General features: G+C 69.6%; 20 protein-coding genes. 11 read left to right on the top strand and 9 right to left on the bottom strand.

What is annotated here, in order from left to right:
• Window positions 1–206 precede the first annotated feature (206 nt).
• Window positions 207–518 carry a hypothetical protein gene (locus VEC04_RS00745; protein WP_324772833.1) on the top strand — a complete coding sequence of 104 codons (312 nt, stop codon included), beginning with the start codon at window positions 207–209 and terminating at the stop codon, window positions 516–518.
• Between the two features lie 3 nt (window positions 519–521).
• Here VEC04_RS00745 and VEC04_RS00740 read toward each other — a convergent pair whose 3' ends face one another.
• Window positions 522–1,598, bottom strand: coding sequence for a phosphotransferase family protein (locus tag VEC04_RS00740; RefSeq protein WP_324772831.1), 1,077 nt, complete (start codon window positions 1,596–1,598; stop codon window positions 522–524).
• Window positions 1,595–3,088 carry a glycerol kinase GlpK gene (gene glpK / locus VEC04_RS00735; protein WP_324772829.1) on the bottom strand — a complete coding sequence of 498 codons (1,494 nt, stop codon included), beginning with the start codon at window positions 3,086–3,088 and terminating at the stop codon, window positions 1,595–1,597. Before glpK ends, VEC04_RS00740 begins: the two co-directional genes overlap by 4 nt.
• A 45-nt stretch (window positions 3,089–3,133) precedes the next feature.
• On the opposite strand from glpK, the gene VEC04_RS00730 reads away from it, so the two are divergent.
• Genes VEC04_RS00730 through VEC04_RS00720 form a run of 3 tightly spaced genes read left to right on the top strand, consistent with a single transcriptional unit; the run spans window position 3,134 to window position 6,348 of the window.
• Window positions 3,134–4,126, top strand: a complete 993-nt coding sequence (locus VEC04_RS00730) for a threonine/serine dehydratase (protein WP_324772827.1) — start codon at window positions 3,134–3,136, stop codon at window positions 4,124–4,126.
• 16 nt (window positions 4,127–4,142) lie between these two features.
• Entirely contained in the window at window positions 4,143–4,622 is a 480-nt protein-coding gene (locus tag VEC04_RS00725) for a MaoC family dehydratase (RefSeq protein WP_324772825.1), read from the top strand.
• 28 nt (window positions 4,623–4,650) lie between these two features.
• Entirely contained in the window at window positions 4,651–6,348 is a 1,698-nt protein-coding gene (locus VEC04_RS00720; protein WP_324772823.1) for an MFS transporter, read from the top strand.
• 5 nt (window positions 6,349–6,353) lie between these two features.
• On the opposite strand, the gene VEC04_RS00715 is transcribed toward VEC04_RS00720, so the two are convergent.
• The 3 genes from VEC04_RS00715 to VEC04_RS00705 are packed head-to-tail and all read right to left on the bottom strand — an operon-like array spanning window position 6,354 to window position 8,657.
• Window positions 6,354–6,524, bottom strand: coding sequence for a hypothetical protein (locus tag VEC04_RS00715; protein ID WP_324772821.1), 171 nt, complete (start codon window positions 6,522–6,524; stop codon window positions 6,354–6,356).
• Between the two features lie 31 nt (window positions 6,525–6,555).
• A complete protein-coding gene (locus VEC04_RS00710) occupies window positions 6,556–7,491 on the bottom strand; it encodes a Gfo/Idh/MocA family oxidoreductase (protein ID WP_324772819.1) in 936 nt (311 codons plus the stop codon).
• Window positions 7,492–7,496: 5 nt separating this feature from the next.
• Complete coding sequence (locus tag VEC04_RS00705) at window positions 7,497–8,657, bottom strand: DegT/DnrJ/EryC1/StrS aminotransferase family protein (protein ID WP_324772817.1); 1,161 nt, start codon at window positions 8,655–8,657, stop codon at window positions 7,497–7,499.
• A gap of 140 nt (window positions 8,658–8,797) precedes the next feature.
• Here VEC04_RS00705 and VEC04_RS00700 point away from each other — a divergent pair, with 140 nt between their 5' ends.
• Window positions 8,798–9,310 carry an HAD family hydrolase gene (locus tag VEC04_RS00700; RefSeq protein ID WP_324772815.1) on the top strand — a complete coding sequence of 171 codons (513 nt, stop codon included), beginning with the start codon at window positions 8,798–8,800 and terminating at the stop codon, window positions 9,308–9,310.
• Window positions 9,311–9,359: 49 nt separating this feature from the next.
• The gene (locus VEC04_RS00695) at window positions 9,360–10,235 is read left to right on the top strand and encodes an alpha/beta hydrolase (protein ID WP_324772813.1); all 876 of its coding nucleotides are present in this window, start codon (window positions 9,360–9,362) and stop codon (window positions 10,233–10,235) included.
• On the opposite strand, the gene VEC04_RS00690 is transcribed toward VEC04_RS00695, so the two are convergent.
• Window positions 10,232–12,289 (bottom strand): NAD(+) synthase, encoded by a 2,058-nt coding sequence (locus tag VEC04_RS00690; protein WP_324772811.1) that lies wholly within the window; start codon window positions 12,287–12,289, stop codon window positions 10,232–10,234. The genes VEC04_RS00695 and VEC04_RS00690 overlap by 4 nt on opposite strands.
• Window positions 12,290–12,606: 317 nt before the next feature.
• Here VEC04_RS00690 and ftsY point away from each other — a divergent pair, with 317 nt between their 5' ends.
• The 3 genes from ftsY (at window position 12,607) to VEC04_RS00675 (ending at window position 14,890) form a co-directional block, all read left to right on the top strand.
• On the top strand, window positions 12,607–13,542 hold the full coding sequence (gene ftsY / locus VEC04_RS00685) for a signal recognition particle-docking protein FtsY (protein ID WP_324772809.1): 936 nt from the start codon (window positions 12,607–12,609) through the stop codon (window positions 13,540–13,542).
• A gap of 3 nt (window positions 13,543–13,545) precedes the next feature.
• Window positions 13,546–14,238, top strand: a complete 693-nt coding sequence (locus VEC04_RS00680; RefSeq protein WP_324772806.1) for an inner membrane-spanning protein YciB — start codon at window positions 13,546–13,548, stop codon at window positions 14,236–14,238.
• A gap of 88 nt (window positions 14,239–14,326) precedes the next feature.
• Window positions 14,327–14,890 (top strand): MarR family transcriptional regulator, encoded by a 564-nt coding sequence (locus VEC04_RS00675; RefSeq protein WP_324772804.1) that lies wholly within the window; start codon window positions 14,327–14,329, stop codon window positions 14,888–14,890.
• Between the two features lie 38 nt (window positions 14,891–14,928).
• On the opposite strand, the gene VEC04_RS00670 is transcribed toward VEC04_RS00675, so the two are convergent.
• The 3 genes from VEC04_RS00670 to VEC04_RS00660 all read right to left on the bottom strand — a co-directional run bounded on the left by VEC04_RS00670 (window position 14,929) and on the right by VEC04_RS00660 (window position 20,508).
• Window positions 14,929–17,193, bottom strand: a complete 2,265-nt coding sequence (locus tag VEC04_RS00670; RefSeq protein WP_324772802.1) for a prolyl oligopeptidase family serine peptidase — start codon at window positions 17,191–17,193, stop codon at window positions 14,929–14,931.
• A 147-nt stretch (window positions 17,194–17,340) separates the two neighbouring features.
• Complete coding sequence (locus VEC04_RS00665; RefSeq protein ID WP_324772801.1) at window positions 17,341–19,521, bottom strand: prolyl oligopeptidase family serine peptidase; 2,181 nt, start codon at window positions 19,519–19,521, stop codon at window positions 17,341–17,343.
• 171 nt (window positions 19,522–19,692) lie between these two features.
• Window positions 19,693–20,508, bottom strand: a complete 816-nt coding sequence (locus VEC04_RS00660) for a potassium channel family protein (RefSeq protein WP_324772799.1) — start codon at window positions 20,506–20,508, stop codon at window positions 19,693–19,695.
• A gap of 59 nt (window positions 20,509–20,567) precedes the next feature.
• On the opposite strand from VEC04_RS00660, the gene dapF reads away from it, so the two are divergent.
• Both dapF and VEC04_RS00650 read left to right on the top strand, forming a co-directional pair.
• A complete protein-coding gene (gene dapF / locus VEC04_RS00655) occupies window positions 20,568–21,395 on the top strand; it encodes a diaminopimelate epimerase (RefSeq protein ID WP_324772797.1) in 828 nt (275 codons plus the stop codon).
• A 19-nt stretch (window positions 21,396–21,414) separates the two neighbouring features.
• Window positions 21,415–23,418: a S9 family peptidase gene (locus tag VEC04_RS00650; protein WP_324772795.1), complete on the top strand. Its 2,004-nt coding sequence runs from the start codon at window positions 21,415–21,417 to the stop codon at window positions 23,416–23,418.
• Window positions 23,419–23,714 lie beyond the last annotated feature (296 nt).

Below are 23,714 nucleotides of genomic sequence, written 5' to 3'. Positions count from 1 at the left end.
CCACCGCGACCGGCAGCAGCAGCACAGAGACGAAGACCGAGACCAAGGCCGAGCCTGCGGCGCCGTCGGCCGAGGGCGTCGTCACGCTCAAGGACGAGCCCGCGAAGACGGATACACAGGCTGCCGCACCGGCCGCACCGCCACCACCACCTCCTCCTCCGCCACCGCCTCCGCCGCCGCCTCCTCCACCCCCGCCGCCGGGGATGGTGGTCGGGGTCGCCTCATCGCCGTTCGGCGAGGGCCCGGTGTCGACGGTGAAGCGGCTGGGCTCGCGCGAAACCTGGAGCTTCGAGATCGACGCCCGCGGCGCCGAGATCCTGCGCATCGCGGCGATCGGCGACGGCGACACCGACGTCGACCTCACCGTCCGCGACGCCTCGGGCAAGGTGCTGTGCGCCGACGGCTTCGGCGACCACTATCCGGTCTGCACCCTCGCCCCCGGCGCGCCGGCCCGGCTGCGGGTGCACGTGGTCAATCGCGGCGCGCTGTGGACCCGTGTTCAGGTGCTGACCAACTAGGGGTCAGGCGCCGGCCTTCTTCGCGAAGGCCAGTGCGCCCGCCGCCAGCATCGGGACCTGCGCCGCCATCGTCTTCGCATGGGCCGAGGCGGCCGTGCCATCGCGCACCCGTCCGGCGATGCCCTGACAAATCGCCGCCAGCCGGAACAGGTTGTAGGCGAACAGCCAGTCGAGGTTCTGCGGCGCGGCTCCGGTCAGGCCGGCGTAACGGTCCACCGTCTGCTCGACACTCGGGATGCCCAACGCCTCGATGTCGGCTCCGGCCAGTCCGTTGCGCGCCGAGGCCGGGATCACCCAGGCGATCAGCAGATAGGAGAAGTCGGCCATCGGGTCGCCCAGCGTCGACAGCTCCCAGTCCAGCACCGCCCGCACCTCCGGCGCCTCGGGGGCGAGGATCAGGTTGTCGAGGCGGAAATCGCCGTGGACGATCCGCGTCGGTCCCTCCGGCGGCAGGGTCGCGGGCAGGAATTCGATCAGCCGGTCCATGGCCGCGATCGGCTCGATCTCCGACGCCCGGTACTGTTTGGTCCAGCGCCCCAACTGACGCTCGAAATAGTTGCCCGGCTTTCCGTAGTCGGCCAGTCCGATCGCGGCGGGATCGAAGGCGTGCAGCGCCGCCAGCGCATCCACCTGGGCGTCATAGACGGCGCGCCGCTGGACCGGCGTCAGACCCGGCAGCTTGAGGTCCCACAGCACCCGGCCCTCGACCTTGTCCATGACGTAGAACATCGAGCCGATGACGCTGTCGTCCACGCACAGCGCCCAGGGCCGCGCCACCGGATAGCCCTGCGCGTGCAGCGCCGAGATGACCCGATACTCGCGGTCGACCGCATGGGCGGAGGCCAGCAGCGTCCCGGGCGGCTTGCGGCGCAGCACATAGGTCCGGCCCGGGGTGGCCAGTTCATAGGTCGGGTTCGACTGGCCGCCCTTGAACTGGCGGATCGTCAGCGGTCCCGCGTAGCCCTCGACATTGGCCTCGAGCCATTCGCCCAGCCTGGACTCGTCGAGGGCATGGCGGGGATCGACCTCACGCGTGCCGGAGAAGGTCGACTGGGCGTCTTCGGGGTGTGACTGGCTCATTGCGCGGCGATGATGGCGGCCCGGACCGCCCCGCGCCAGCCTTTCAGCAGCCGCTCGCGTTCCTCGGCCCCCATGCGCGGCTCCCACCGCGCCGGGGCCTCGACTGGATGATCCTCGAGATCGCCGATCAGGCCGACGCCCAGCGCCGCCAGCTTGGCCGCGCCCAGCGCCGTCATCTCCTGGAACGCCGGCCGCTCGACCACGACCTCGCAGATGTCGGCCACGAACTGCATGGCGAAGGCGTTGGCCGTCACTCCGCCGTCGACCTTCAGCACCTTCAGCTTCGGCGCCCCGTCCTTCGCCAGCGCGTCGAGCAGGTCCCGCGTCTGATAGGCGAGGCTCTCCAGCGCCGCCCGCACCATCTGCGCCGGGCCGCTGTCCCGCGTCAGGCCGACGATGGTCCCGCGCGCGTCCGGCTCCCACCACGGCGCGCCCAGTCCGGTGAAGCCGGGGACCAGGTAGACCCCGCCGTTGTCCTTCAGCCCCTGCGCCATCGCCTCCGACTGGCGCGATTCCGAGATCACCTTCAGCCCATCGCGCAGCCACTGGATCGCCGACCCGGCCGAGAAGATCGACCCCTCCAGCGCATAGGCGACCTGACCGTCGGCGGCGTAGCCCAGCGTGCCGAGCAGCCGGCTGGTCGAGGCCACCGGCGCCGGCCCGACGTTGGCGACCAGAAAGGCCCCGGTGCCATAGGTGATCTTGGCGTCCCCGGCCTTCAGCGCCCCGTGTCCCACCAACGCGGCCTGCTGATCGCCCGCCGCCCCGTGGATCGGCAGCGGCGCGCCGAGCAGCGACGGCTCGCAGTCACCGAGGTGATCGGCGCAACCCCGGATTTCCGGCAGTCCCGCCATCGGGACATTGAACAGCTTCGCCAGATCGGTCCGCCACTCACGCCTCGCCAGATCCATCAGCGAGGTCCGGCTGGCGTTGGTCGCGTCGGTGACGTGGCTTGCCCCGCCGGTCAGCTTCCAGATCAGCCAGGTCTCGATGGTCCCCAGCCTGACCTCGCCCCGTTCCGCCCGCTCGCGCGTCCCCGGAACCGCGTCCAGCAGCCAGGCGAATTTCGAAGCCGAGAAATACGGATCGAGGATCAGCCCCGTCGCCGCCTGCACCATCGCCTCATGCCCCTCCGCCGCCAGCCGCCCGGTGGCGGCGGCCGTGCGGCGGTCCTGCCAGACGATGGCCCTGTGCAGCGGCTCGCCGGACGCCGCGTCCCAGATCACCGAAGTCTCCCGCTGGTTGGTGATGCCGATCGCCGCGAACCGCCCGACCCCGCCCGCCTTGCGGATGACCTCGCGGCAGGTCTGCAGCGTCGCCGCCCAGATCTCCGCCGCGTCGTGCTCGACCCACCCCGGCCGGGGGAAATGCTGGGCCAGCTCGATCTGGCTGACCGCCACCGGCCGCAGCCCGCCCTCCGGCGCCGTCTCGAAGGCGATAGCCCGCGTCGACGTCGTGCCCTGGTCGATGGCGAGGATCAGACTTTGCATCTCGCCATCTTACGCAGGCCGAAGCGATGCGGTTAAGTGCCTTCCATGCACACCGCCTCCTTCGCCGGCGTTCGGGACGCCGCCCGCCAGATCGCCGGCCACGCCGTGCGCACGCCCCTGATCGAAAGCCCGGCGCTGAACGCCCGTGTCGGCGGCCGTGTCCTGCTCAAGGCCGAGAACCTGCAACTCGCCGGCGCCTTCAAATTCCGCGGCGCCTGGAATCGCATCAGCCGCCTCACCGACGAGGAGAAGGCGCGCGGCGTGGTCGCCTATTCCTCCGGCAACCACGCCCAGGCCGTCGCCGCCGCCGCACAGATTCTCGGCATCGGGGCCATCATCGTCATGCCCGCCGACAGCCCGATCGTGAAGGTCGAGGGCGTCCGCGCCTTCGGCGGCGAGGTGCGCATGTACGACCGCTACACCGAGAGCCGAGAGGCCATCGGCGAGGAGATCGCCGCCTCGAAGGGCTCGGTCCTCGTCCGCCCGTTTGACGATCCCTTCGTGATCGAGGGCCAGGGCACCGTCGGTCTCGAGATCATGGATCAGGCCAGGGCGCTCGGGGCCGCGCCGCTCGACCAGCTGGTCTGCGGGGCCTCGGGCGGCGGGCTGATCGCGGGCATCAACCTGTCGATGGCGGCCCTGTCGCCTCACACGCCGGTGATCGGCGTCGAGCCGCGGCACTACAACGACACCCAGCTGTCCCTCGCGGCCGACGAGCGGCTGACCCATGCCCCCGCCCCCGGCACGATCTGCGATGCCCTGATGACCGACCGCCCGGGCGAGCTGACCTTCCCGATCAACCGCCGTCTCGACCGCATCGAGACCGTCTCCGACGCCGAGGTCGCCGAGGCCGTCCGCTACGCCTTCCGCGTGCTCAAGCTGGTCGTGGAGCCCGGCGGCGCCGTGTCGCTGGCCGCCCTGCTGGCCGGCAGGATCCAGGCCCGCGACCGCACCACCGCCGTCGTCCTGTCCGGCGGCAATGTCGACCCGTCCCTGTTCGCCTCCATCATCGAAGACCGCTTCACCCCCATCGCCTGAGCCGGAGCCTGCCCGCATGAGCCGCACCGAACGCAAGGGGACGCCCACGCCCGTCGCCGACCTGCCCGGGCTGATCGGACGGGAGATCGGCGTCAGCCGCTGGATCACCGTCGACCAGGCCCGCATCGACGCCTTCGCCGAGGTCACCGAGGACCGGCAGTTCATCCACATCGATCCGGAGGCGGCGAAGGCCACCCCCTTCGGCGGCACGATCGCCCACGGCTTCCTGACCCTCGGCCTGCTCTCGGCCATGACTTACGACGCCGTGCCGCCGCTCGAGGGCGTGGTCATGGGCGTCAACTACGGCTTCGACAAACTGCGCTTCCTCGCCCCGGTTCGCGCCGGCTCCAATGTGCGAGGGCGGTTCAGACTACTGTCCGTCGAGGACAGGGGCGGCGGCCGCTGGCTGCTCAAGCACGAGGTCACGGTCGAGATCGAGGGCGCCGACAAGCCGGCCCTGATCGCGGAATGGCTGGGGATGCAGGTCGTCGGCTGAACCGTCGCCGACCAAGGGGAGATTACGCATGACCGAGGCCGCCGCCACGCCCGACCACACCGTCGACCGCCGGGACCGGCTGGTCATCCTCGCCTCCTCGGTCGGGACGGTGATCGAGTGGTACGATTTCTACCTCTACGGCTCGCTGGCCGCGATCATCACCGCCCAGTTCTTCTCGGGCGTGAACGAGACCACCGGCTACATCTTCGCCCTGCTGGCCTTCGCGGCCGGCTTCGCGGTGCGGCCCTTCGGCGCCGTGGTGTTCGGGCGGCTGGGCGACCTTTGGGGGCGCAAGAACACCTTCCTCGTCACCATGATGCTGATGGGACTGTCGACCTTCATCGTCGGCCTGCTGCCGCCCTACGCGGCGATCGGGATCGCGGCGCCGGTCATCCTCGTGGCCATGCGGCTGATCCAGGGGCTGGCGCTGGGCGGCGAATACGGCGGCGCGGCCACCTATGTCGCGGAGCACGCCCCGCCCGGAAGGCGCGGCTTCTACACCTCCTTCATCCAGATCACCGCGACGGCCGGCCTGCTGCTGAGTCTGGTCGTCATCCTCGGCGTCCGTTTCGCCGTCGGCGAGGAGGCCTTCGCCGCCTGGGGCTGGCGCATCCCCTTCCTTGTCTCGATCCTGCTGCTCGGCGTCTCCCTGTGGATCCGGCTCAAACTCGACGAAAGCCCCGCCTTCCGGAAAATGAAGGCCGAGGGCCGCGGCTCCCGGAGCCCGCTGAAGGACAGCTTCGGCAAATGGTCCAATCTGAAGATCGTGCTGATCGCCCTTGTCGGCCTCACCGCCGGTCAGGCTGTGGTCTGGTACACCGGCCAGTTCTACGCCCTGTTCTTCCTCGAACGGGTGCTCAAGGTCGACGGCGCCCTGGTCAACATCCTCATCGCCACCGCCCTGCTGCTGGCCACGCCCTTCTTCGTCTTCTGGGGCTGGCTGTCGGACCGGGTCGGCCGCAAGCCGATCATCCTGACCGGCTGCCTGCTGGCGGCCCTGACCTATTTCCCGCTGTTCCACGCCCTGACCGACGCCGCCAATCCCCGCCTAGGCGCGGCCGCCGCCAGCGCGCCGGTGACGGTCCATGCCGACCCGGCCGACTGCTCGCTGCAGTTCGATCCGGTGGGCAAGCAGAAATTCACCAGCTCCTGCGATCTCGCCAAGGCGTATCTGGCGAAGGCGGGCGTCCCCTACCGGAACGTCGAGGCCCCCGCAGGCGCGGCGGCCGAGGTCCGTATCGGCGACCAGTCGGTTTCGAGCTTCCACAGCATCATCGTCGAGGACATCGGGTGGAGCTCCATCCCGAGCGGCGCCATCAGCCGTGAGGAGTTCACCGCCCGCAAGGCGGTCTTCGAGACGGAACTCGGCGTCGCCCTGACCGCCGCCGGCTATCCGGCGAAGGCGGACAGCGCCCTGGTCAACAAGCCTCTGGTGGTGGCGATCCTGTTCCTGCTCGTCTTCTACGTCACCATGGTCTACGGCCCCATCGCCGCCGCCCTGGTCGAGATGTTCCCAACCAATATCCGCTACACCTCGATGTCGTTGCCCTACCACATCGGCAACGGCTGGTTCGGAGGCTTCCTGCCGACGGTCTCCTTCGCCATGGTCGCCGCCACGGGAAACATCTACTTCGGCCTCTGGTACCCGGTGGCGATCGCTGTGCTGACCGCCGTGGTCGGCTTCCTGCTGGTCCGCGAAGGCAAGGACGTGGACATCCACGCCTGAGGCGGTCAGCCTCCGCCGATACCCTCGATGACCCGGCCGGAGCCCTCGCACGTCGGGCACGGCCGGTCGCCCACCAGCCCCGTGCCGTTGCAGCCGGGGCAGATGTTCTCGCCGGTGCCGGGCGTGCCGGGCTCGGCCTCGTCGCCGGGGGCGGGGGTGATGGGAACCTCAGTCATGCGGGGGTAACGCGCGGACGCTCAGCCGGGTTCAGCCTTCCCCGAGGCACCTCAGCGCCACTTCCAAGTTGCGCAGCCCGTCCTCGCCCGTCACCGCCGGGCTCTCGCCGGTGCGGATGGCGTGGGCGAAGGCTTCGAGTTCCTTCTTCAGCGGCTCGGCGGGCCAGCTGTTGACGGCGCGGGTCTGGTAGGAGCCATCGGCCTGCTGGCCGAAATACTCGGTCACCTGGCGGGTGATCAGGTCGGCGACCACGAACCGGTTCAGGGTGGCGACCTGGAGGGTGCGCACCTTGTAGGGGGTGACCCAGTTGGTGGTGATGTGGGCGATGGTTCCGTTCTCGAGCCGGAACTGCAGCAGGGCGGTGTCCTCGCGCTCGGCGCGGGTGCGGGCCAGCTGCGGCTGGACCTCGGCGATCTCGCTGTCGGTCAGGTGGCGGATGATGTCGATGTCGTGCACCGCCAGGTCGATAACCACCCCGACCTCGCCCATGCGCGGCGGGAACGGGCCGACGCGGGTGATCTGGATGGAGATGATGTCGTCGCCGTCGATGGCCCGCTTGACCGCGTCGACGGCCGGATTGAAGCGCTCGACCTGGCCGACCATCAGCACCCGGCCGTTGGCTTTCGCCGCGTCGATCATGCGCCGGGCGTCGGCCAGCGAGGCGGCGATCGGCTTCTCGACCAGCACGTGGACGCCCTTCTCCAGCAGGGCCACCGACAGGTCGGCATGGTGCCGGTTAGGGGTCGCCACCACCGCCGCGTCCAGCCCGGCGTCGACGAAGGCCTCCGCCGCGGTCACCGCGCTCGCGCCATAGGCGGCGGCGACGCCCTCGGCCGTCCCGGCGTCGGGATCGAAGACATGGGTCAGTTCGACGTCGCGGATATCCGACAGCACCCGGGCGTGGTTGCGCCCCATGACGCCGGCGCCGGCGACCCCGAACTTCAGCACGGACTGGTGGGTGGTCATGCGGATCAGCCCTTGAAGGACGCGACGGCGGCGATGATGCGGTCCTGCGTCGCCTCGTCGAGGTCGGAATGCATCGGCAGGCTGATGACCCGGTCCTTGAGCCGTTCCGTCACCGGCAGCCCCTGGGGCCCGCGCGGATACATCTCATAGGCCGGCTGCAGGTGCAGCGGGATCGGATAATAGACCGCCGTCGGCACGCCCTGTTCCTTCAGATGCGCCGCCAGCCCGTCCCGGTCGTCGTGCTCGATGGTGTACTGGGCCCAGTTGGAGACATTGCCCGCCGGCACGTCGGGAACCGCCGCCACATGCGGGCGCAGGCCCTCGTTGTAGCGGGCCGCGATCCGGTTGCGCCACTCGATCTCCTGACCGAACACCTTCAGCTTCTCGATCAGCACCGCCGCCTGGATGGTGTCCAGCCGGCTGTTCAGCCCGATGCGCATGTTCAGGTATTTGGGGTCGTGCTCGAAGCTGCGGTCCTTCAGGTCCAGCGCCACCGCCTTGCCGTGCACCCGGATCGAGTCGATCAGCTGGGCCAGGTCGTCGTCATTGGTCAGAACCGCCCCGCCGTCGCCATAGCAGCCCAGCGGCTTGGCCGGGAAGAAGCTGGTGGTGGTGATGTCGGCCCACTCCAGCGGATGCTTGCCGTCGATGGTGCAACCGAAGCCCTGGGCGGAATCGCAGATCAGCTTGAGCCCGTGCCTGTCGCAGATCGCCTTGATGGCCGGATAGTCGGCGGGCTGGCCGAACAGGTCGACGGCGATGACCACGCGCGGCTTCAGCCGGCCTTCCTTCAGCGTCGCCTCGATGGCCGCCTCCAGATGGGCGGGGTCCATGTTGTAGGTCCCGGCGTCGACATCGATGAACACCGGCTCGGCGTCGAACCACGGCACGATCTCGGCCGTGGCGGCGAAGGTGAACGACGGCACGAACACCGCGTCGCCCCGCCCGATCCCCCACGCCATCAGCGGCAGGGCCAAGGCGTCGGTGCCGTTGGCGCAGCCCAGCGCGTGTTTCGCCTGACCGAAGGCGGCCAGATCGGCCTCGAACTGGCGCACCTGCGGTCCCATCACCCAGGCGCCGCCGACAACGGCGGCCTGCACGGCCGCCTCGATGGCGCCGTTCAGCCGCAGGCGCTGGGCCTGGAGATCGATGAAGGGAAGGGTCATTCCGGGCGGTCTCCGTTCGCGCGGTCGGGCCGCGCCGGGGTGGCGCTCCCTAGCAAATCGCTCCCCGCGAAGCCAAATCGCGCGGGGTCACTTCCCGTGACGGGTTGCAACGAAGCGGCGCGGCGCCGTATGCGGCCATCATGACATCCGGCGTTCCCGCCGTCTTCCTCGATCGCGACGGCGTCCTGATCGAGGACACCGGCTACCCCCATCTCGAAGAGCACCTGCGCTTCATCCCCGGCGCCTGCGAGGCCGTGCGCCGCCTGAACCAGCTCGGCTATCTGTGCGTCGTCGTCACCAACCAGTCCGGCGTCGCCCGCGGCCTGTTCAGCGAAGACCAGATGAAGGCCTTCAACGCCCTGCTGGTGCGGCGCATGGCGGCGCAGCAGGCGGTGATCGGCGCGGTCTACGCCTGCCCCTTCCACGCCGAGGCGCTGGACGAGCGCTACCGCCACCCGGACCACCCCGACCGCAAGCCCAACCCCGGCATGATCCTGCGCGCCATCGACGAGCGCCGCATCGACCCGGCCCGTTCCTTCCTCATCGGCGACCAGCCTTCCGACCTCGAGGCCGCCCGCCGCGCCGGCATCCCCGGCTTCCGCTTCGAGGGCGGAAACCTCGATCGTTTCGTAAAAGACCTCCTCGGCCATTGATGGAATTCGTCCGGCGGTGAATTACTCCGGCCAGACTCCGGAGCCCCGCATGACCCAGACCTTCGCCGACCGCCGCTGGACCAGTCCGGACGGGCTCTGCCTGTACGCGCGCGACTACGCCGCCGCTTCCGGCCCGGCGAAGCTGCCGGTGATCGCCATCCACGGCCTGACCCGCAACTCGGCGGACTTCGAGGCCATCGCCCCGCTGATCGCCCAGAGCGGCCGCCGGGTATTGGCCATCGACGTGCGCGGCCGCGGCCTGTCGGACCGCGCCCCCGATCCGATGACCTACCAGCCCCAAAGTTACGCCCACGATGTGTTGGCCCTGCTGGAGCAGGCCGGGTTCGCCCGCGCGGTCTTCCTCGGCACCTCCATGGGCGGGCTGATCACCATGGCCTTGGCCGCCATCCGCTCGAAGGTCATCGCCGCCGCCATCCTCAACGACGTCGGCCCCGAGGTGGCGAAGGAAGGCCTGGCGCGCATCGCCGCCTATTCCGGTCAGCCGGTCGACACTCCGACCTGGGCCGACGCCGCCGCGTATTCGCGACGAATCAACGAGGTCGCCTTCCCGCACTACACCGACGCCGACTGGGACGCCTTCGCCCGCCGCACCTTCAGGATCGGGACCGAGGGGGCGCCGGTGCTGAACTACGACCCTGACATCGCCGTGCCTATCAGGGCCGCCGGCCCCAGGGCGCTGGTCCCCAATCTGTGGCCGATGTTCAACCGCCTCGCCAAGGCGCGCCCGGTGCTGCTGGTGCGCGGCCAGACCTCCGACCTGCTCAGCGAGGCCATCGCCGCGAAGATGCGCAAGCGCGCTCCGAAGATGGACTACGTCGAGGTCCCCGGCGTCGGCCACGCCCCCATGCTCGACGAGCCCGAGGCCAAGGCGGCGATCTTCCCGTTCCTGGGGGAACTGCCCTAGGCGTCCGGAACGGTCGCTTCCAGCTCGTCCAGCCAGACCCGGGCCGTGCTGTCCGACGGCGCCCGCCAGTCGCCGCGGGGGCTCAGCGAGCCGCCGGTGACTACCTTCGGCCCGTTGGGCAGGGCCGAGCGCTTGAACTGGGACGTCTGGAAGAAGCGGACGAGGAATTTCCGCAGCCAGTGTTTGATGGTCGCGAGGTCGTATTCGATCTTCTCGTCGTCCGGCGTGCCCGCCGGCCAGTCGCCGCGCGAGGCGTCCTTCCACGCCTCGTGGCACAGATAGGCCACCTTCGACGGCTTCAGCCCGAAACGGGTGACGTAGAACAGGAAGAAGTCGTTCAGCGCATAGGGCCCGACCGTCCCCTCGGTCGACTGGATCCTGCCGTCCTTCGCCGGCACCAGCTCCGGTGAAATTTCGGTGCCGAGGATGCCGCGCAGGATCGGGACCACGTCCTCCCCCACGACCGCCCGGTCGGCCACCCAGCGGATCAGGTGCCGCATCAGAGTCTTCGCCACGCCGCCGTTGACGTTGTAGTGGCTCATGTGGTCGCCGACGCCGTAGGTGGCCCAGCCCAGCGCCAGTTCCGACAGGTCGCCGGTGCCCAGCACGAAGGCCCGGTTCTGGTTGGCCAGCCGGAACAGATAGTCGGTGCGCAGTCCCGCCTGCACGTTCTCGAAGGTGATGTCGTGCACCGGCTCGCCCCTGGCGAACGGATGGCCGATGCCCTCCAGCATGGTCGTGGCCGTCGGCCGGATGTCGATCTCGGCGCCGGTGATCCCCAGCGCCTTCATCAGCGCCCAGGCGTTGAACTTCGTCCCCTCGGAGGTGGCGAACCCCGGCATGGTGTAGCCGAGGATGCCGCTCCTCGGCAGGCCCAGCCGGTCGAAGGCGCGGCAGGCCACCAGAAGGGCGTGGGTCGAATCCAGCCCGCCCGAGACGCCGATGACGATTCGCTCGCCATTCGTCGCCTTCAGCCGCCGCATCAGCCCCTGCACCTGGATGTTGAAGGCCTCGAAACAGTCCTGGTCCAGCCGCGCCGGATCGTCCGGCACGAACGGGAAGCGATCGAGGGGGCGGATCAGGTCGCCGGCCGCCGCCGTCTCCCGGGCGTCGAACAGGACCCGCTCGAACAGGTATCCGTCCAGCTCGTCCCGCGCGCAGTCGGCGAAGGTGCCGTTGCGCAGCCGGTCCAGCCCGATCCGCTCGACGTCGATGTCGGCCACGGTCAGATGGCTCTCCAGCGCGAAACGCTCCCCGTCGGCCAGCCGGGCCCCCAGCTCGTGGATCGTCGCCTGCCCGTCCCACGCCAGGTCGGTGGTGCTCTCGCCCCAACCCGAGGCCGCGAACACATAGGCCGCCATGGCCCGCGCCGACTGGCTGGCGCACAGCAGGGCCCGCTCGTCGGCCTTGCCGATTACGATGTTCGAGGCCGACAGGTTGAGCAGGATGCGCGCGCCCGACAGCGCCTGCCGCGTCGACGGCGGCAGCGGGGCCCAGTAGTCCTCGCAGATCTCGACCCCAAACACGAAGCCCGGCCGGTTCGGGGCCTCGAACACCAGGTCGACGCCGAACGGCGCCTCCTCGCCCGCCACGGTCAGGTCGCCGTCGCGGCTCGACACGTCGCCGCCCGCCGAGAACCAACGCTTCTCGTAATACTCCCGATAATTGGGCAGATACGTCTTGGGGATGACCCCCAGAATGCGCCCGTTCCCCAGAACCACGGCGCAGTTGTAGAGCCGGTCCTCGCGCCGCAGCGGCGCCCCGACCACGACCACCACGCCCGTCTCCGCCGTCACCGGCGCCAGCCGCCCGACCTGCCGTTCGACCTCGTCCAGCAGCGCCCCCTGCATGACCAGGTCGTCGATGGCGTAGGCGCTCAGGGACAGCTCCGGAAACACCAGCAGGTCCACGCCTCGCTCGCCTGCCTGCCGGATCAGCGCCATGTGCTCGTCGGCGTTGGCTACGGGGTCTGCGGTGTGCACCACCGGCGTCGCCGCCGCGACGCGGACGAAGCCGTGGGTGGTGGGCGAATGGAATGCGTCGGTCTTGGCCATCTCTCGATCCGCTCATCCCGGCGGAAGCCGGGACCCAGTCCTGTCCAGCATTGCGCGGCTGGACCGCGACTTATGCTCATATAGGCGCAAACTGTTGATCCAAGAACGCCCCAACCACCGCCGTCACCCTCGGGCTTGACCCGAGGGTCAGACCGTCGGTGCTCCGCCGAGACCGACGCGAGCGCGATCGCCGGGCCGCCCCGGCCGCACAGCCCGGCCCCACGTCTGATCCTCGGATCAGGTCCGAGGATGACGGCGGGGGGCGGGAGGGCGCGAGATCGCGTGACGCGCCCGCTTCGCCCCGCTAAAGCCAACTCATGAACGATGCGCCGAAAAAGGGCTGGCTGTCCCGCCTGACGGAGGGCCTCTCCCGCTCCTCCAAACAGATGACCGAGCAGGTCGTCGCCGCCTTCGTCAAGGAACCCCTCTCCGAGGCCGCTCTCGAAGGCCTGGAAGAGCATCTGCTCGAATCCGACCTCGGCCCGGCCGCCACCGACCGCATCGTCGCCCGCTTCCGGGAGCTGCGCTTCGGCGCCGGGGCGAACGAGCGCGAGGTCAAGGAAGCCCTGGCCGAGGCCGTCGCCGCCGAACTGGTCGGCCACGAGGCCCGCTACGAGCCGCTCGACGGCCCCCGCCCCTTCGTCACCCTGTTCGTCGGCGTCAACGGCTCAGGCAAGACCACGACGCTCGGGAAGATCGCCGCCGACCTCACGGGACGCGGCGCCAGGGTCATGATCGTGGCCTGCGACACCTTCCGCGCCGCCGCCCGCGAACAACTCAAGGTCTGGGCCGAGCGCGCCGGCGCCACCTTCGAGAGCCGCCGCGACGGGGCCGACCCCGCTGGCCTCGCCTTCGACGCCTATACCCGGGCGAAGGCGGAAGGGTTCGACGTCGTCCTGATCGACACCGCAGGTCGGCTGCAGAACAAGCAGCAGCTGATGGACGAACTGCTCAAGATCGTCCGTGTGCTCAAGAAGATCGACCCGGAGGCCCCACACGAGACGCTTCTGGTGCTCGACGCCACGGTCGGCCGCAACGCCCTGGCGCAGGAGCAGATTTTCGGCCGCACCGCCTATGTCTCCGGCCTCGTCATGACCAAGCTGGACGGCACCGCCCGCGGCGGCGTCCTCGTCCCCGTCGCCCAGGCCTCCGACGCCCCGATCAAGCTGATCGGCGTCGGCGAGGGCGTCGAGGATCTGCAACCCTTCGACGCCCGGGCCTTTTCACGGTCGCTGGTGGGACTCGAGGACTGACGCATGAGCGAGCCCGAAACCACCCCCGCCCCGGCGCAGAAAGAGTCGAACCTGCGCCAGCTGGTCGACTTCGGCGGACTGGTCGCCTTCGGCCTGGCCTTCCTGTTCTTCCGCCTGCGCGGCGTCGAGGGCGACGACGCCCTGGTCAACGCCACCTGGTTCCTGGTCGCGGGGTCCGCCGTCGGCGTCGCCGTCGGTCTGATCGTCGAGAAACGACTGGCCCTGCTGCCGCTGATCGTCGGCGGTTTCGCCCTCGTCTTCGGCCTGCTGACCCTGCTCACCGGCGACGGCCTGTGGGTCAAGCTCAAGGTCACCATCCTCAACGCCTCGCTGACGGTCGCCCTGCTCGGCGGTCTGGCCATGGGCAAGCAGCCGCTGAAGGCCCTGCTCGGCAGCGTCATCCCGATCAACGACCGGGCCTGGCGCATTCTGACGATTCGCTACGGCGTCTTCTTCGCCTGCGTCGCCCTCACCAACGAGCTGGTCCGCAGCGAGGCGCTGGTCGCCTGGGCGGCCGAACGCATCGGGCGCGGCGACGTCGATCCGGCCGACGTCTGGGTCAGCTTCCGCGGCGTGCTGTGGATCGCCTCCTCGGTGTTCGGCCTGTCACAGATCCCGCTGATCCTGCGCAACCTGACCTCGACCGACAAACCGGTCGACCCCATGGCCCCCGCCGAACCCGACCGCGCCCCCTGAGGGCGGCCTTGGCCGCACCCGGACCGTTCGTCGTCAAACCGTAAAGCGCGGCTGCTACCCCTGCGGTGAAGCCGAGGGGATACGGTCGATGGTCAAGTCCAGCAGCAAAACCCGCCGCGCAGGCCTCGCCGCCTCGCCCAGCCACCTGATGCACCGCGCCCTGCAGCTGGCGCTCGACATCTACGCCGAGGAGACGGGCCCCGATGGCCCGACCCAGCGCCAGTTCGCCGTGCTCGAGGCAGTGTCGCACAGGTCCGGTCTGACCCAGACCGATCTGGTCCGCGCCACCGGCATCGACCGCTCGACCCTCGCCGATCTCGTCGCCCGCATGACCACCAAGGGGCTGCTGGAGCGCGAGCGCTCGACCCTCGACGCCCGCGCAAAGGCGGTCCGCCTGTCGGCCGCCGGCGAAGCCGCGCTGCAGGCCGCCCGCCCCCGGGTCGAGGCCGCCGACAAACGCATTCTCGCCCTCCTGCCGAAGGCGAAGCGCGACAGCTTCCTCGCCCGCCTCGCCGACCTCGCCGGCGTCGCCGACGCGGCCCCCGAAAAGGCGAAGGCGGAGGCGAAGGCCGCGAAGAAGGCCGCCAAACTGGCGAAGAAGGCGGCCAGGGCGGAGAGGCCGAAGAAGCTGAAGGTCGTCGAACCGGCATGACCCGTCCTCTCCCGTTGGGGGAGAAGGACGCCGCGTCCCTAGTCCATCAGCTGCTGCGCCAGATACACGTAGTGCCGGGCCCAGCGCCGGGCGTTCGCGACCGGGTCGGCGTCGTTCGAATGCCCGCCCGCCGTCTCCTCGTAATAGACGTGGTCGTGGCCCATCTCGGCCAGCCGCGCCGCGAATTTGCGCGCATGGCCCGGATGCACCCGGTCGTCGCGGGTGTTGGTCGTGATGTAGACGCGCGGATACTCCGCATCCGGACGAAGCTGCTGATAGGCCGAATAGCGGGCGATGAAGGCCGCCTCTTCCGGGATGCGCGGGTCGCCGTATTCGCCGATCCACGACGCGCCCGCGGGCAGCTCGTGATAGCGCAGCATGTCGATCAGCGGACTCTCGATCACCGCTGCATTGATCAGCTCCGGATGCTGGGTCATCATCACCGAGGTCAGCACCCCGCCGTTCGAACGGCCGTAGATGCCGGTCCGGCGCGGGCTGGTGATGCCCCGCCGGTGCAGGTCGGCGGCCACGGCGGCGAAGTCGTCGAAGGCCAGCTGGCGATCCTCCTTCAGCACGCTCTGGTGCCACTCCGGCCCGAACTCGCCGCCGCCGCGGATATTGGCTTGGACGAAGACGCCGCCGTTCTCCAGCCATAGCTTGCCCATCTCGGGCTTGTAGGCGGGCGGGAACGAAACCTGGAAGCCGCCGTAGCCAAACAGGATGGTCGGGGCCGTCCCGTCCATGGCCATGTCGCGCGGCCGGGTCACGAAATAGGGGATCTTCGTTCCGTCCGACGACGTGGCCTCGAACTGCTCGACGACATGGGTCGAGGCGTCGAACTTGGCGGGGGCGGAGCGGAGAGCTTCCGGAGCCGTCGCAGTCGGCTCGAGCAGCGCCAGCGTCGTCGGCGTCAGGAAGCCCTGTGATGAAACGAACACCCGGCGCGATTTCTTGGACGAGTCGCCGAGGCTCACGGCGCTGTTCTCCGCGACCGCGATGTCCGAGGCCTGCCATACCCGGGTGCGATCGGGGACTGTGGCGGCGCCGAACTGGAACCGGATCAGGCGTCCCACGACGTTGTCGGAGATCGCCGCGACCACCGCGCCGTCGGAGATATCCTTGCCGACGATGGCGACATCCTGAAGCGATTGCCGTGGGCCGGGAGTGAAGATCACGTCCGGTTCGGCATGGGCGTTGATGCCCGGGCTGGCGCCGTCCGCGAGCGCCTCGAGCCGTGGGGCCAACAGGGAGCCCGGCGCGATCTCCCGACCCATCCAGGACCAGGGTTGGTCGTTTGAGATAATCAGACGATCCCCGAGAGTGCCGTAGACCGATACCCTTTCCGGCAGGTTCAGCTTGACCGTCCGGCCGTCGACCCAGCGCCAGGTTTCGGCGCGGAAGGTGTCCAGCGGGCGGTGGAACAGCACCGCCTCGATCCGCCCGTCCTTGTCGCGAAACACGCTCGGGCTCACCCCATAGCCGCCGTCGCCGATGTCGCCACGATAGACTTCCGTCGCCTGCGCCAGCGTCTGGCCGCGCTTCAGCGCCTTGACGATGAAGGGGTAGCCGCTCTCCGTCAGCGTGTTCGGGCCGAAGTCGGTGGCCACCAGAAGGGTGTCGCGGTCCAGCCATTCCAGCCGGTGCTTGCCCTCGGGCAGGATGAAGCCGTCCTCTACCCACAGCCCCGTCGTGGTGTCGAACTCCCGCACCACCACCGCGTCCTTGCCGCCGTCCGACAGGCTGATCAGGCAGCGGGTCTCGTCCGGCGCCAGGCAGTCCGCGCCCTTCCACACCCAGTCCCTGCCCTCGGCCCTGGCGAGGGCGTCGATGTCGAGCAGGGTCTGCCACTGCGTGTTGTCCGACCGGTACGAGTCCAGGGTCGTCCGCCGCCAGATCCCCTTCGGATTGGCCGCGTCCTGCCAGAAATTCCCGATACCCTCGCCGAGGAAGCTCGGCGACGGAATCCGGTCGGTGGCCGACAGGATGTCGAACGCCTGCTGGCGGAAGGTCTCGTAGCGCCGGTCGCCCTCCAGCGCCGCCAGCGCCTTGCGGTTCGACTCCGCCACGAAGGCCATGGCCTCGGCGCCCTCGACCTCCTCCAGCGCCAGATGATCGTCGGCGGCCCGCACGCCGGCCGGGCTCAGGTCGGCCGGGAAGTGCGGCGGAAGCGCCGGCTTCGTCGGCTCCAGCGGGCCCTGCACCATGTCGGGCGCCAGGCCGTAAACCGCTTCCTCCGATGGCCCCGTGGCGCAGGCCGCCAACAGCAGGGCCGGGATCGATACGGACAGGATCAGGTGACGCATCAACAAACTCCGCTCATCCCGGCGAAAGCCGGGACCCAGTTCTTTGGGCGACTGGCGCCGCCCGGTTTCCGATCCGCACGTCCCGACCGCCGCGCTTCCGTGAAAGCACCGGCTTCCGGCTTTCGCCGGGATGAGCGGCTTGTTCGCCTACTCCGCCGCCGGCGCGTCCATCAGCCGCCGGCTCAGATAGGTGTATTCCAGCGCGATCCGCCGGGCCGTCTCCTGCAGGTTGGCACCCGCCGCGTGACCCCCGTCGGTGTTCTCGTAGAACAGCACCGGATAGCCCAGCTCCTCCAGACGCGCCGCCGCCTTGCGGGCGTGGCCCGGATGCACCCGGTCGTCCTTGGTCGAGGTGTGGATGAACACCTCCGGATAGGGCTGGCCCGCGCGCAGGTTCTGATAGGGGGAATAGCGCTCGATCCACGCCCGCTCCTCGGGCACGTCCGGGTTGCCGTATTCCGCGATCCACGAAGCCCCGGCCAGCAGCTTGTGGAAGCGCAGCATGTCGAACAGCGGCACCTGGATGACCGCGCCGTTGATCAGGTCCGGCCGCTGGGTCAGCATCGCTCCCATGAACAGCCCGCCCTGCGAGCCGCCCATCACCCCGAGCCGCGGCTGCGAGGTTATGTTTCGGGCGATCAGGTCCATGGCCACGGCCTGGAAATCCTCGTGCGAGCGCTGGCGGTTCTCCTGCAGCGCCGCCTGGTGCCAGCGCGGCCCGAACTCGCCGCCGCCGCGCGTGTTGGCGATGACGTAGACCCCACCCCGCTCCAGCCACAGCTTGCCGACGGTGGCCGAATAGCCCGGCAGCAGCGAGCTCTGGAAGCCGCCGTAGCCGTACAGCAGGGTCGGGTTCGAGCCGTCCATCGGCATGTCGCCCTTGTGGACGACGAAATATGGAATCTTCGTGCCGTCGGCCGAAGTCGCCTCGAACTGCTCGACGACCATGCCGGTGGCGTCGAACTTGGCCGGCAGCGACTTGACCACGTCCGCCGAGCCCGCCGCCGCGTCCGCGAGATACAGGCTGGACGGGTTCAGATAGCCGGCCACGCTGACGAACACCTTGTCGTCGCGCTCGCTGGCCGAACCGACGCCGACCGTCACATTCTGCGGCAGGTCCAGCCGGGTCCGGCTCCACTCGCCGGCCGGGTTCGGCTCATAGACATAGACCGAGCCGCGCACGTTCTCGTACAGCGCCACGACCAGCTTGTTGCGGGTCGCGGTCAGGCCTTCGATGGCCTCGCGCTCGCCCGGCCGGATGACCAGCTGGGCCGGCGTCGCCGGATCGGCCAGCCAGCGCTCGAGGTCCCAGGCGATGACGTCGCCGGTGCGGAATTCCTGCCCGGACGGCGCGGTCCAGTCCTGATCGGTCGTGACCACCATCTGGCCGCGCACCAGGGCGTTGATGTTCGACTTGGCCGGCAGCTCCAGCTTCGTGGTTGAGCCGTCGGCGTTGAGCCGGTGCGTCTCGCCTTCGTAGAAGCTGACGCCCCGGTTGATCAGCGTCGCCTTCACCACCCCGTCGGCGTCGCGCAGGGTGTAGCCCGACACCGACACGTCGGTCGGCTGGCCGGTGAACACCGTCGTCGCCTGATCCAGCGTCTGGCCGCGCTTCAGCACCTTGACCAGCATCGGATAGCCCGAGCTCGTCATCGTGCCCGGCCCGAAATCGCGCGCCACCAGCAGGGTGTCGGCGTCGACCCACGACGCCCCGCCCTTGGATTCCGGCAGCACGAAGCCGTCCTCGACAAAGGTCTTCGTGGCCCGGTCGAACTCGCGCACCGTCACCGCGTCCTTGCCGCCGTCCGACAGCGAGATCAGGCAGCGGGTCTCCTCGGGCGGCAGGCAGGTCGCGCCCTTGTAGACCCAGTTCTTGCCCTCGGCCGCCGCCAGGGCGTCGATGTCCAGCACCGTCTCCCACTGCGGATCGGCCGAGCCGTAGCTGTCCAGCGTCGTGGTCCGCCAGACGCCGCGCACATGCGTCGCGTCCTGCCAGAAATTGTCGATCGTTCCGTCGTGGTTGAAGCCCGGCGACGGGATGCGGTCGCGCGACTGGACGATCTCCAGCGCCTGCGCGTGCAGGGTCTCGTAGCGCGGGTCGCCGCGCAGCACGCCCAGCGAGCGCTCGTTGTGTTCGTTGACCCAGGCCATGGCCCGCTCACCGTCGACCTCTTCCAGCCACAGATACGGGTCGGTCGCGTCCGAGGTCGCGAACCCTCCGCCGCCGGAAACCTCGGCAGCGGCGGGGGCGGGCATGCTTTGGGCCATGGCGGCGCTCGACAGGGCTGTGGTGGCGAGAAGCGCGGCAAGCGCGGCGGTGCGGATCATATGGCGTTGGCCCCTCAAGTAGCGCGAAGCGCGATAGGGGCCCCGGAGAGTCCCCGACAGTTGGTCGGCCGGCACCTTACCCGGCGAACGCCCCGTCACAAGGCGGCGCGCGGCGAGGTTACGGTTTTGTCATTTGAGGGTGAGGCGACAGGCGCCTGTCGACCCCCCTCCTCAGTGATGCCCCTCGTCCGGGATGCACAGCGTCTCGCCGCAGGCCTTGCAGTGCACCGCGTCGGGATCGTGCTTCTGCAGGCCGCAGACCGGGCAGGGAAACCTGACCTTGTGCGGCCGCACCAGCGTCTGGGCCAGACGCAGGAACAGGGTGATCCCCGTTAGCATGATGATGATCGACAACAACCGCCCCCATGCGCCCGGCAGGGTGATGTCGCCGAAGCCGGTAGTGGTCAGGGTCGTGACGGTGAAATAGAGGGCGTCCAGATAGCCCGTCAGGCCCGGATGGTCGTTGCGGAAGGTGGCGTAGACGAAGCCCGTGGCGACGAAGACGAAGGTCACCAGCGCGGCCATCGCCCGCGTCACCTCCTCCACCCGGGTGTCGTCGAACCTGCGCCCGACCGTGCGCCAGAAGAAGTCGGAACTCAGCAGCGTCCACAGCCGCAGCATGCGCAGGAAGCCAAAATTGTACAGCGACTGCGGGAACAGCAGGGTGGCGAGAATGAACAGGTCGACCCAGGTGGTGGGCTTCTTCAGCCAGTCCTTGATGTCCGTATAGGCCAGGGCCCGGCCGGTGAGGTCGGCCATCAGCGCCACGGCGACGATGGCGTCGACGACGTAGAAGGCCCAGCCCGCCTCGCGCAGGATCGGCGCGGCGAGGAAGAAGCCGATGATGGCGAAATCGACGACGATGACCGCCAGCCGGAAGCGCACGGCCAGCGGCGACGAGCCGTGGTAGAGGTAACGCAGCCGGGCCCTCAGCCGCAGGCCCTCGGCCTTCGGAACGGTCTCGGTCTCGGGTCGGGAGCGGCTCATGGCCCAGCGATAACGCGCGTCGCTCGCGCAAGGAACCGGCAAGGCCTATATCGCCTCCAATGAACCGTCCTTTCGTCCGCATGAACGGCGCCGGCAACGACTTCGTGGTCGTCAACGCGCTCGAGACGCCGTTCGCGCCGACGGCCGACCAGGTGCGCGCGATCGCCGACCGCGAACACGGTCAGGGCTGCGACCAGCTGATCGCCATAGAACCGTCCGATGCCGCCGACGCCTTCATGCGCGTCTGGAACGCCGACGGCGGCCAGGTCGAGACCTGCGGCAACGCCCTGCGCTGCGTCGGCTGGCTGCTGATGCAGTCGACCGGCAAGGACTCGGTCGTCATCGACACCCTGGGCGGCCCGACCACGGCGACCCGCGCCGGGGATCACCGGGTGCGCGTCGACATGGGCGCTCCCGCCACCGACTGGAGCGAAGTCCCGCTGGCCGAGGAGATGGACACCCGCGGCATCGAGCTTCAGGTCGGCCCCATCGACGCGCCGCTGCTGCACACCCCCGGCGCGGTCTCGATGGGCAATCCGCACGTAGTCTTCTTCACCGACCGCCAGGACGACGCCTTCGTGCGCGGCTCCGGCTCGCTGGTCGAGCACCACCCGCTGTTTCCCGAGGGCGTCAACGTCGGCTTCGCCCATGTGCTGGCTCCCGACCGCATCCGCCTGCGCGTCTGGGAGCGCGGCGCCGGCCTGACCAAGGCCTGCGGCACCGGCGCCTGCGCCGCCCTCGTCGCCGCCGCCCGCCGCGGCCTGACCGGCCGCCACGCCGTCATCGAGGCCGACGGCGGCGAACTGGAGATCGACTGGGACGAGTCTTCGGGCCATGTCTTCATGACCGGCCCGATCGAGATCGAGGGCACGGGGACGCTGCGCTAGCCAGTCCGGGGGGAAGCAGATGGGCAGAACGAGCATCGCGGCCGTCGCGGCGGCGCTGGCGCTGGGCGCCGCGCCTCTCCAGGCGCAGGAGGCGGCCGCCCCGCCGACCATCGCCGACTTCACCGCCGAGTCAGTGCTCTCGGACCCCGGCCTGTCGCCGTCCGGGCGGTATCTGGCCTTCATCCGCCGCGCCGGCGCCGTCCGGAATCTGTATGTGCACGACCTGCAGACCGGGACCGCGACCCCGGTGCTGGGCAGCACCGCCAACGAGGATTTCGGCGGCCAGTTCATCGACTGGTTTCGCTGGAAGGGCGAGGACCGCCTGATCGTCCGGATGACCCTTCTGGACATAGACCGGCACGGCGACCGGGCCGACGGCGAGATCCGCAACTGGCGCTACGGTCAGGGGCTTTTCTCGGTGGCTCGCGACGGCGGCGGCTTCATCGAGATCAAGCCGCCGTCGACGCGGGACGGCCGGCCCGGGCCGGTGCTGGACATGCTGCCCGACGATCCCGGCCATATCCTGATGACCTATGTCGAGAACGGACTCGATGTCGCCCGTATCGACGTCCTGACCGGCGAGGCGGAGCAGGTCGAGAACGGCGACCGCAACGCCCTCTCATACATCACCGACCGGGACGGGAAGATCGTCGGCCGCACGATGAGCCGGGGCGTGCTGGACAAGGTCCTCGTCATGGAGGCGCGCGGCGCGGACGGGCGCTGGACCGAGGTGTTCCGGCTCCGGAAGGACAAAATCCGGGACCTGCCGGACTACGCCTTCGTCGGGCCGGCCGAGGAACCCGGCCAGGTCTATGTGATCGTCAGGCCGGAAGATGACGCGCCCGAATCCGTCGCGGGGGTCCACATCTACGACTTCCGCACCCGGACGCTCGGACAGGCGATCTGGCGCGATCCGCAGTATGACGCCGCGGGCCTCGTGGTCGATCTTGAGACCAACGCCTTCCTCGGCGGCTGCAAGGTGGCCGACACCTTCCAGTGCGCCTTCGCCGATCCGGAGCGCGAGGCGGTGATGGCCAGCCTGCGCCGCCATTTCGACGAGGACGCCGGCGTCCGCATCCGGTCCCGGACCGACGACGGTGATCTCTGGGTCATCGAGGTCACGGCCCCTCACAATCCCGGAACCTTCTACCTGTACCGGGTCGCCGAAAAGCGTCTCGAGCCGATCGGCGACACCCATGCGGACCTGCCGGCGTCCGCGCTCGGCCGGGCCTTCCGCTATGACTACCTGGCCGCCGACGGAACCGCCCTGTTCGGCTACCTCACCCGGCCGGCCAACGACACCGGCGCCACCGCGCCCCTGATCGTCATGCCCCACGGTGGGCCGGAGGTGCGAGACCAGCTCACCTGGGACATGTGGGCGCAGTTCCTCGCCAGTCGCGGCTACCAGGTGTTCCAGCCCAACTTCCGCGGCTCGGCCGGCATGGGCCGGGACTTCGCCGTGGCGGGCTACGGCGAATGGGGCGGGCGGATGCAGGACGACATCACCGCCGGCGTCGACCAGCTGGTCCGCGAAGGCCTGGTCGACCGGTCGCAGGTCTGCATCCTCGGCGCCAGCTACGGCGGCTACGCGGCGCTTTGGGGCGGCGCGACCCAGAGCGACCTCTATCGCTGCGTCATCTCCGTCGCCGGCATCAGTGATCTGCCGGCCCTGATGGCCCACACCCGGCGCGTCAACGGCGAGGATTCCGACACCTACGCCTACTGGCTCCGTTCGATCGGCGACCCCGGCCGGGACCGCGAGCGGCTGGAATCCCGCTCGCCGGTCCGCCACGTCGAGGGCTGGCGCACGCCGACCCTGCTGATCCACGGGGCCGACGACGATCTGGTGCCCTACGACCAGTCGCGCGACATGGAACGCGCCCTCCGCCGCGTCGGCGCTGACGTGCGCCTGGTCGAGCTGGAGGACGAGGGCCACAACGCCTGGTCGACGAAGAGCGAGTCGCTGGTGCTGACGGAAATCGAGACCTTCCTGACCCGCCACCTCCCGGTGACCGGCCGCTAGACAGCCGTGCCGCTGTGCCGGCATTTCCCGGAATTATAGTCCGATAGTCACAAAACCCTCCCGCGCGATCAAAGACATCGCCTTTTCCCGAGGCGATCTGCCGTCCGCGTAGAGGGGGGGCGTATAATCTCTCCATCCCGTCGGACGGGGAGGGCGTCGGATCCACGTTCTCGATGGCGGCGGGCTGTGGTCGAGCGATGAAGCCCGGGCGATGGAGAGTCCGGGGGTCCTCGCGGAGGTCGATGGATGGCCTCTGCTTGCTCGCCGCGCGCTTCTGGCGGGGTTGAGGACGTCGC

It is taken from the genome of Brevundimonas sp. (assembly GCF_035626535.1).
Lineage (GTDB): Bacteria > Pseudomonadota > Alphaproteobacteria > Caulobacterales > Caulobacteraceae > Brevundimonas.
This window is presented reverse-complemented; position numbering and strand designations above follow the sequence as displayed.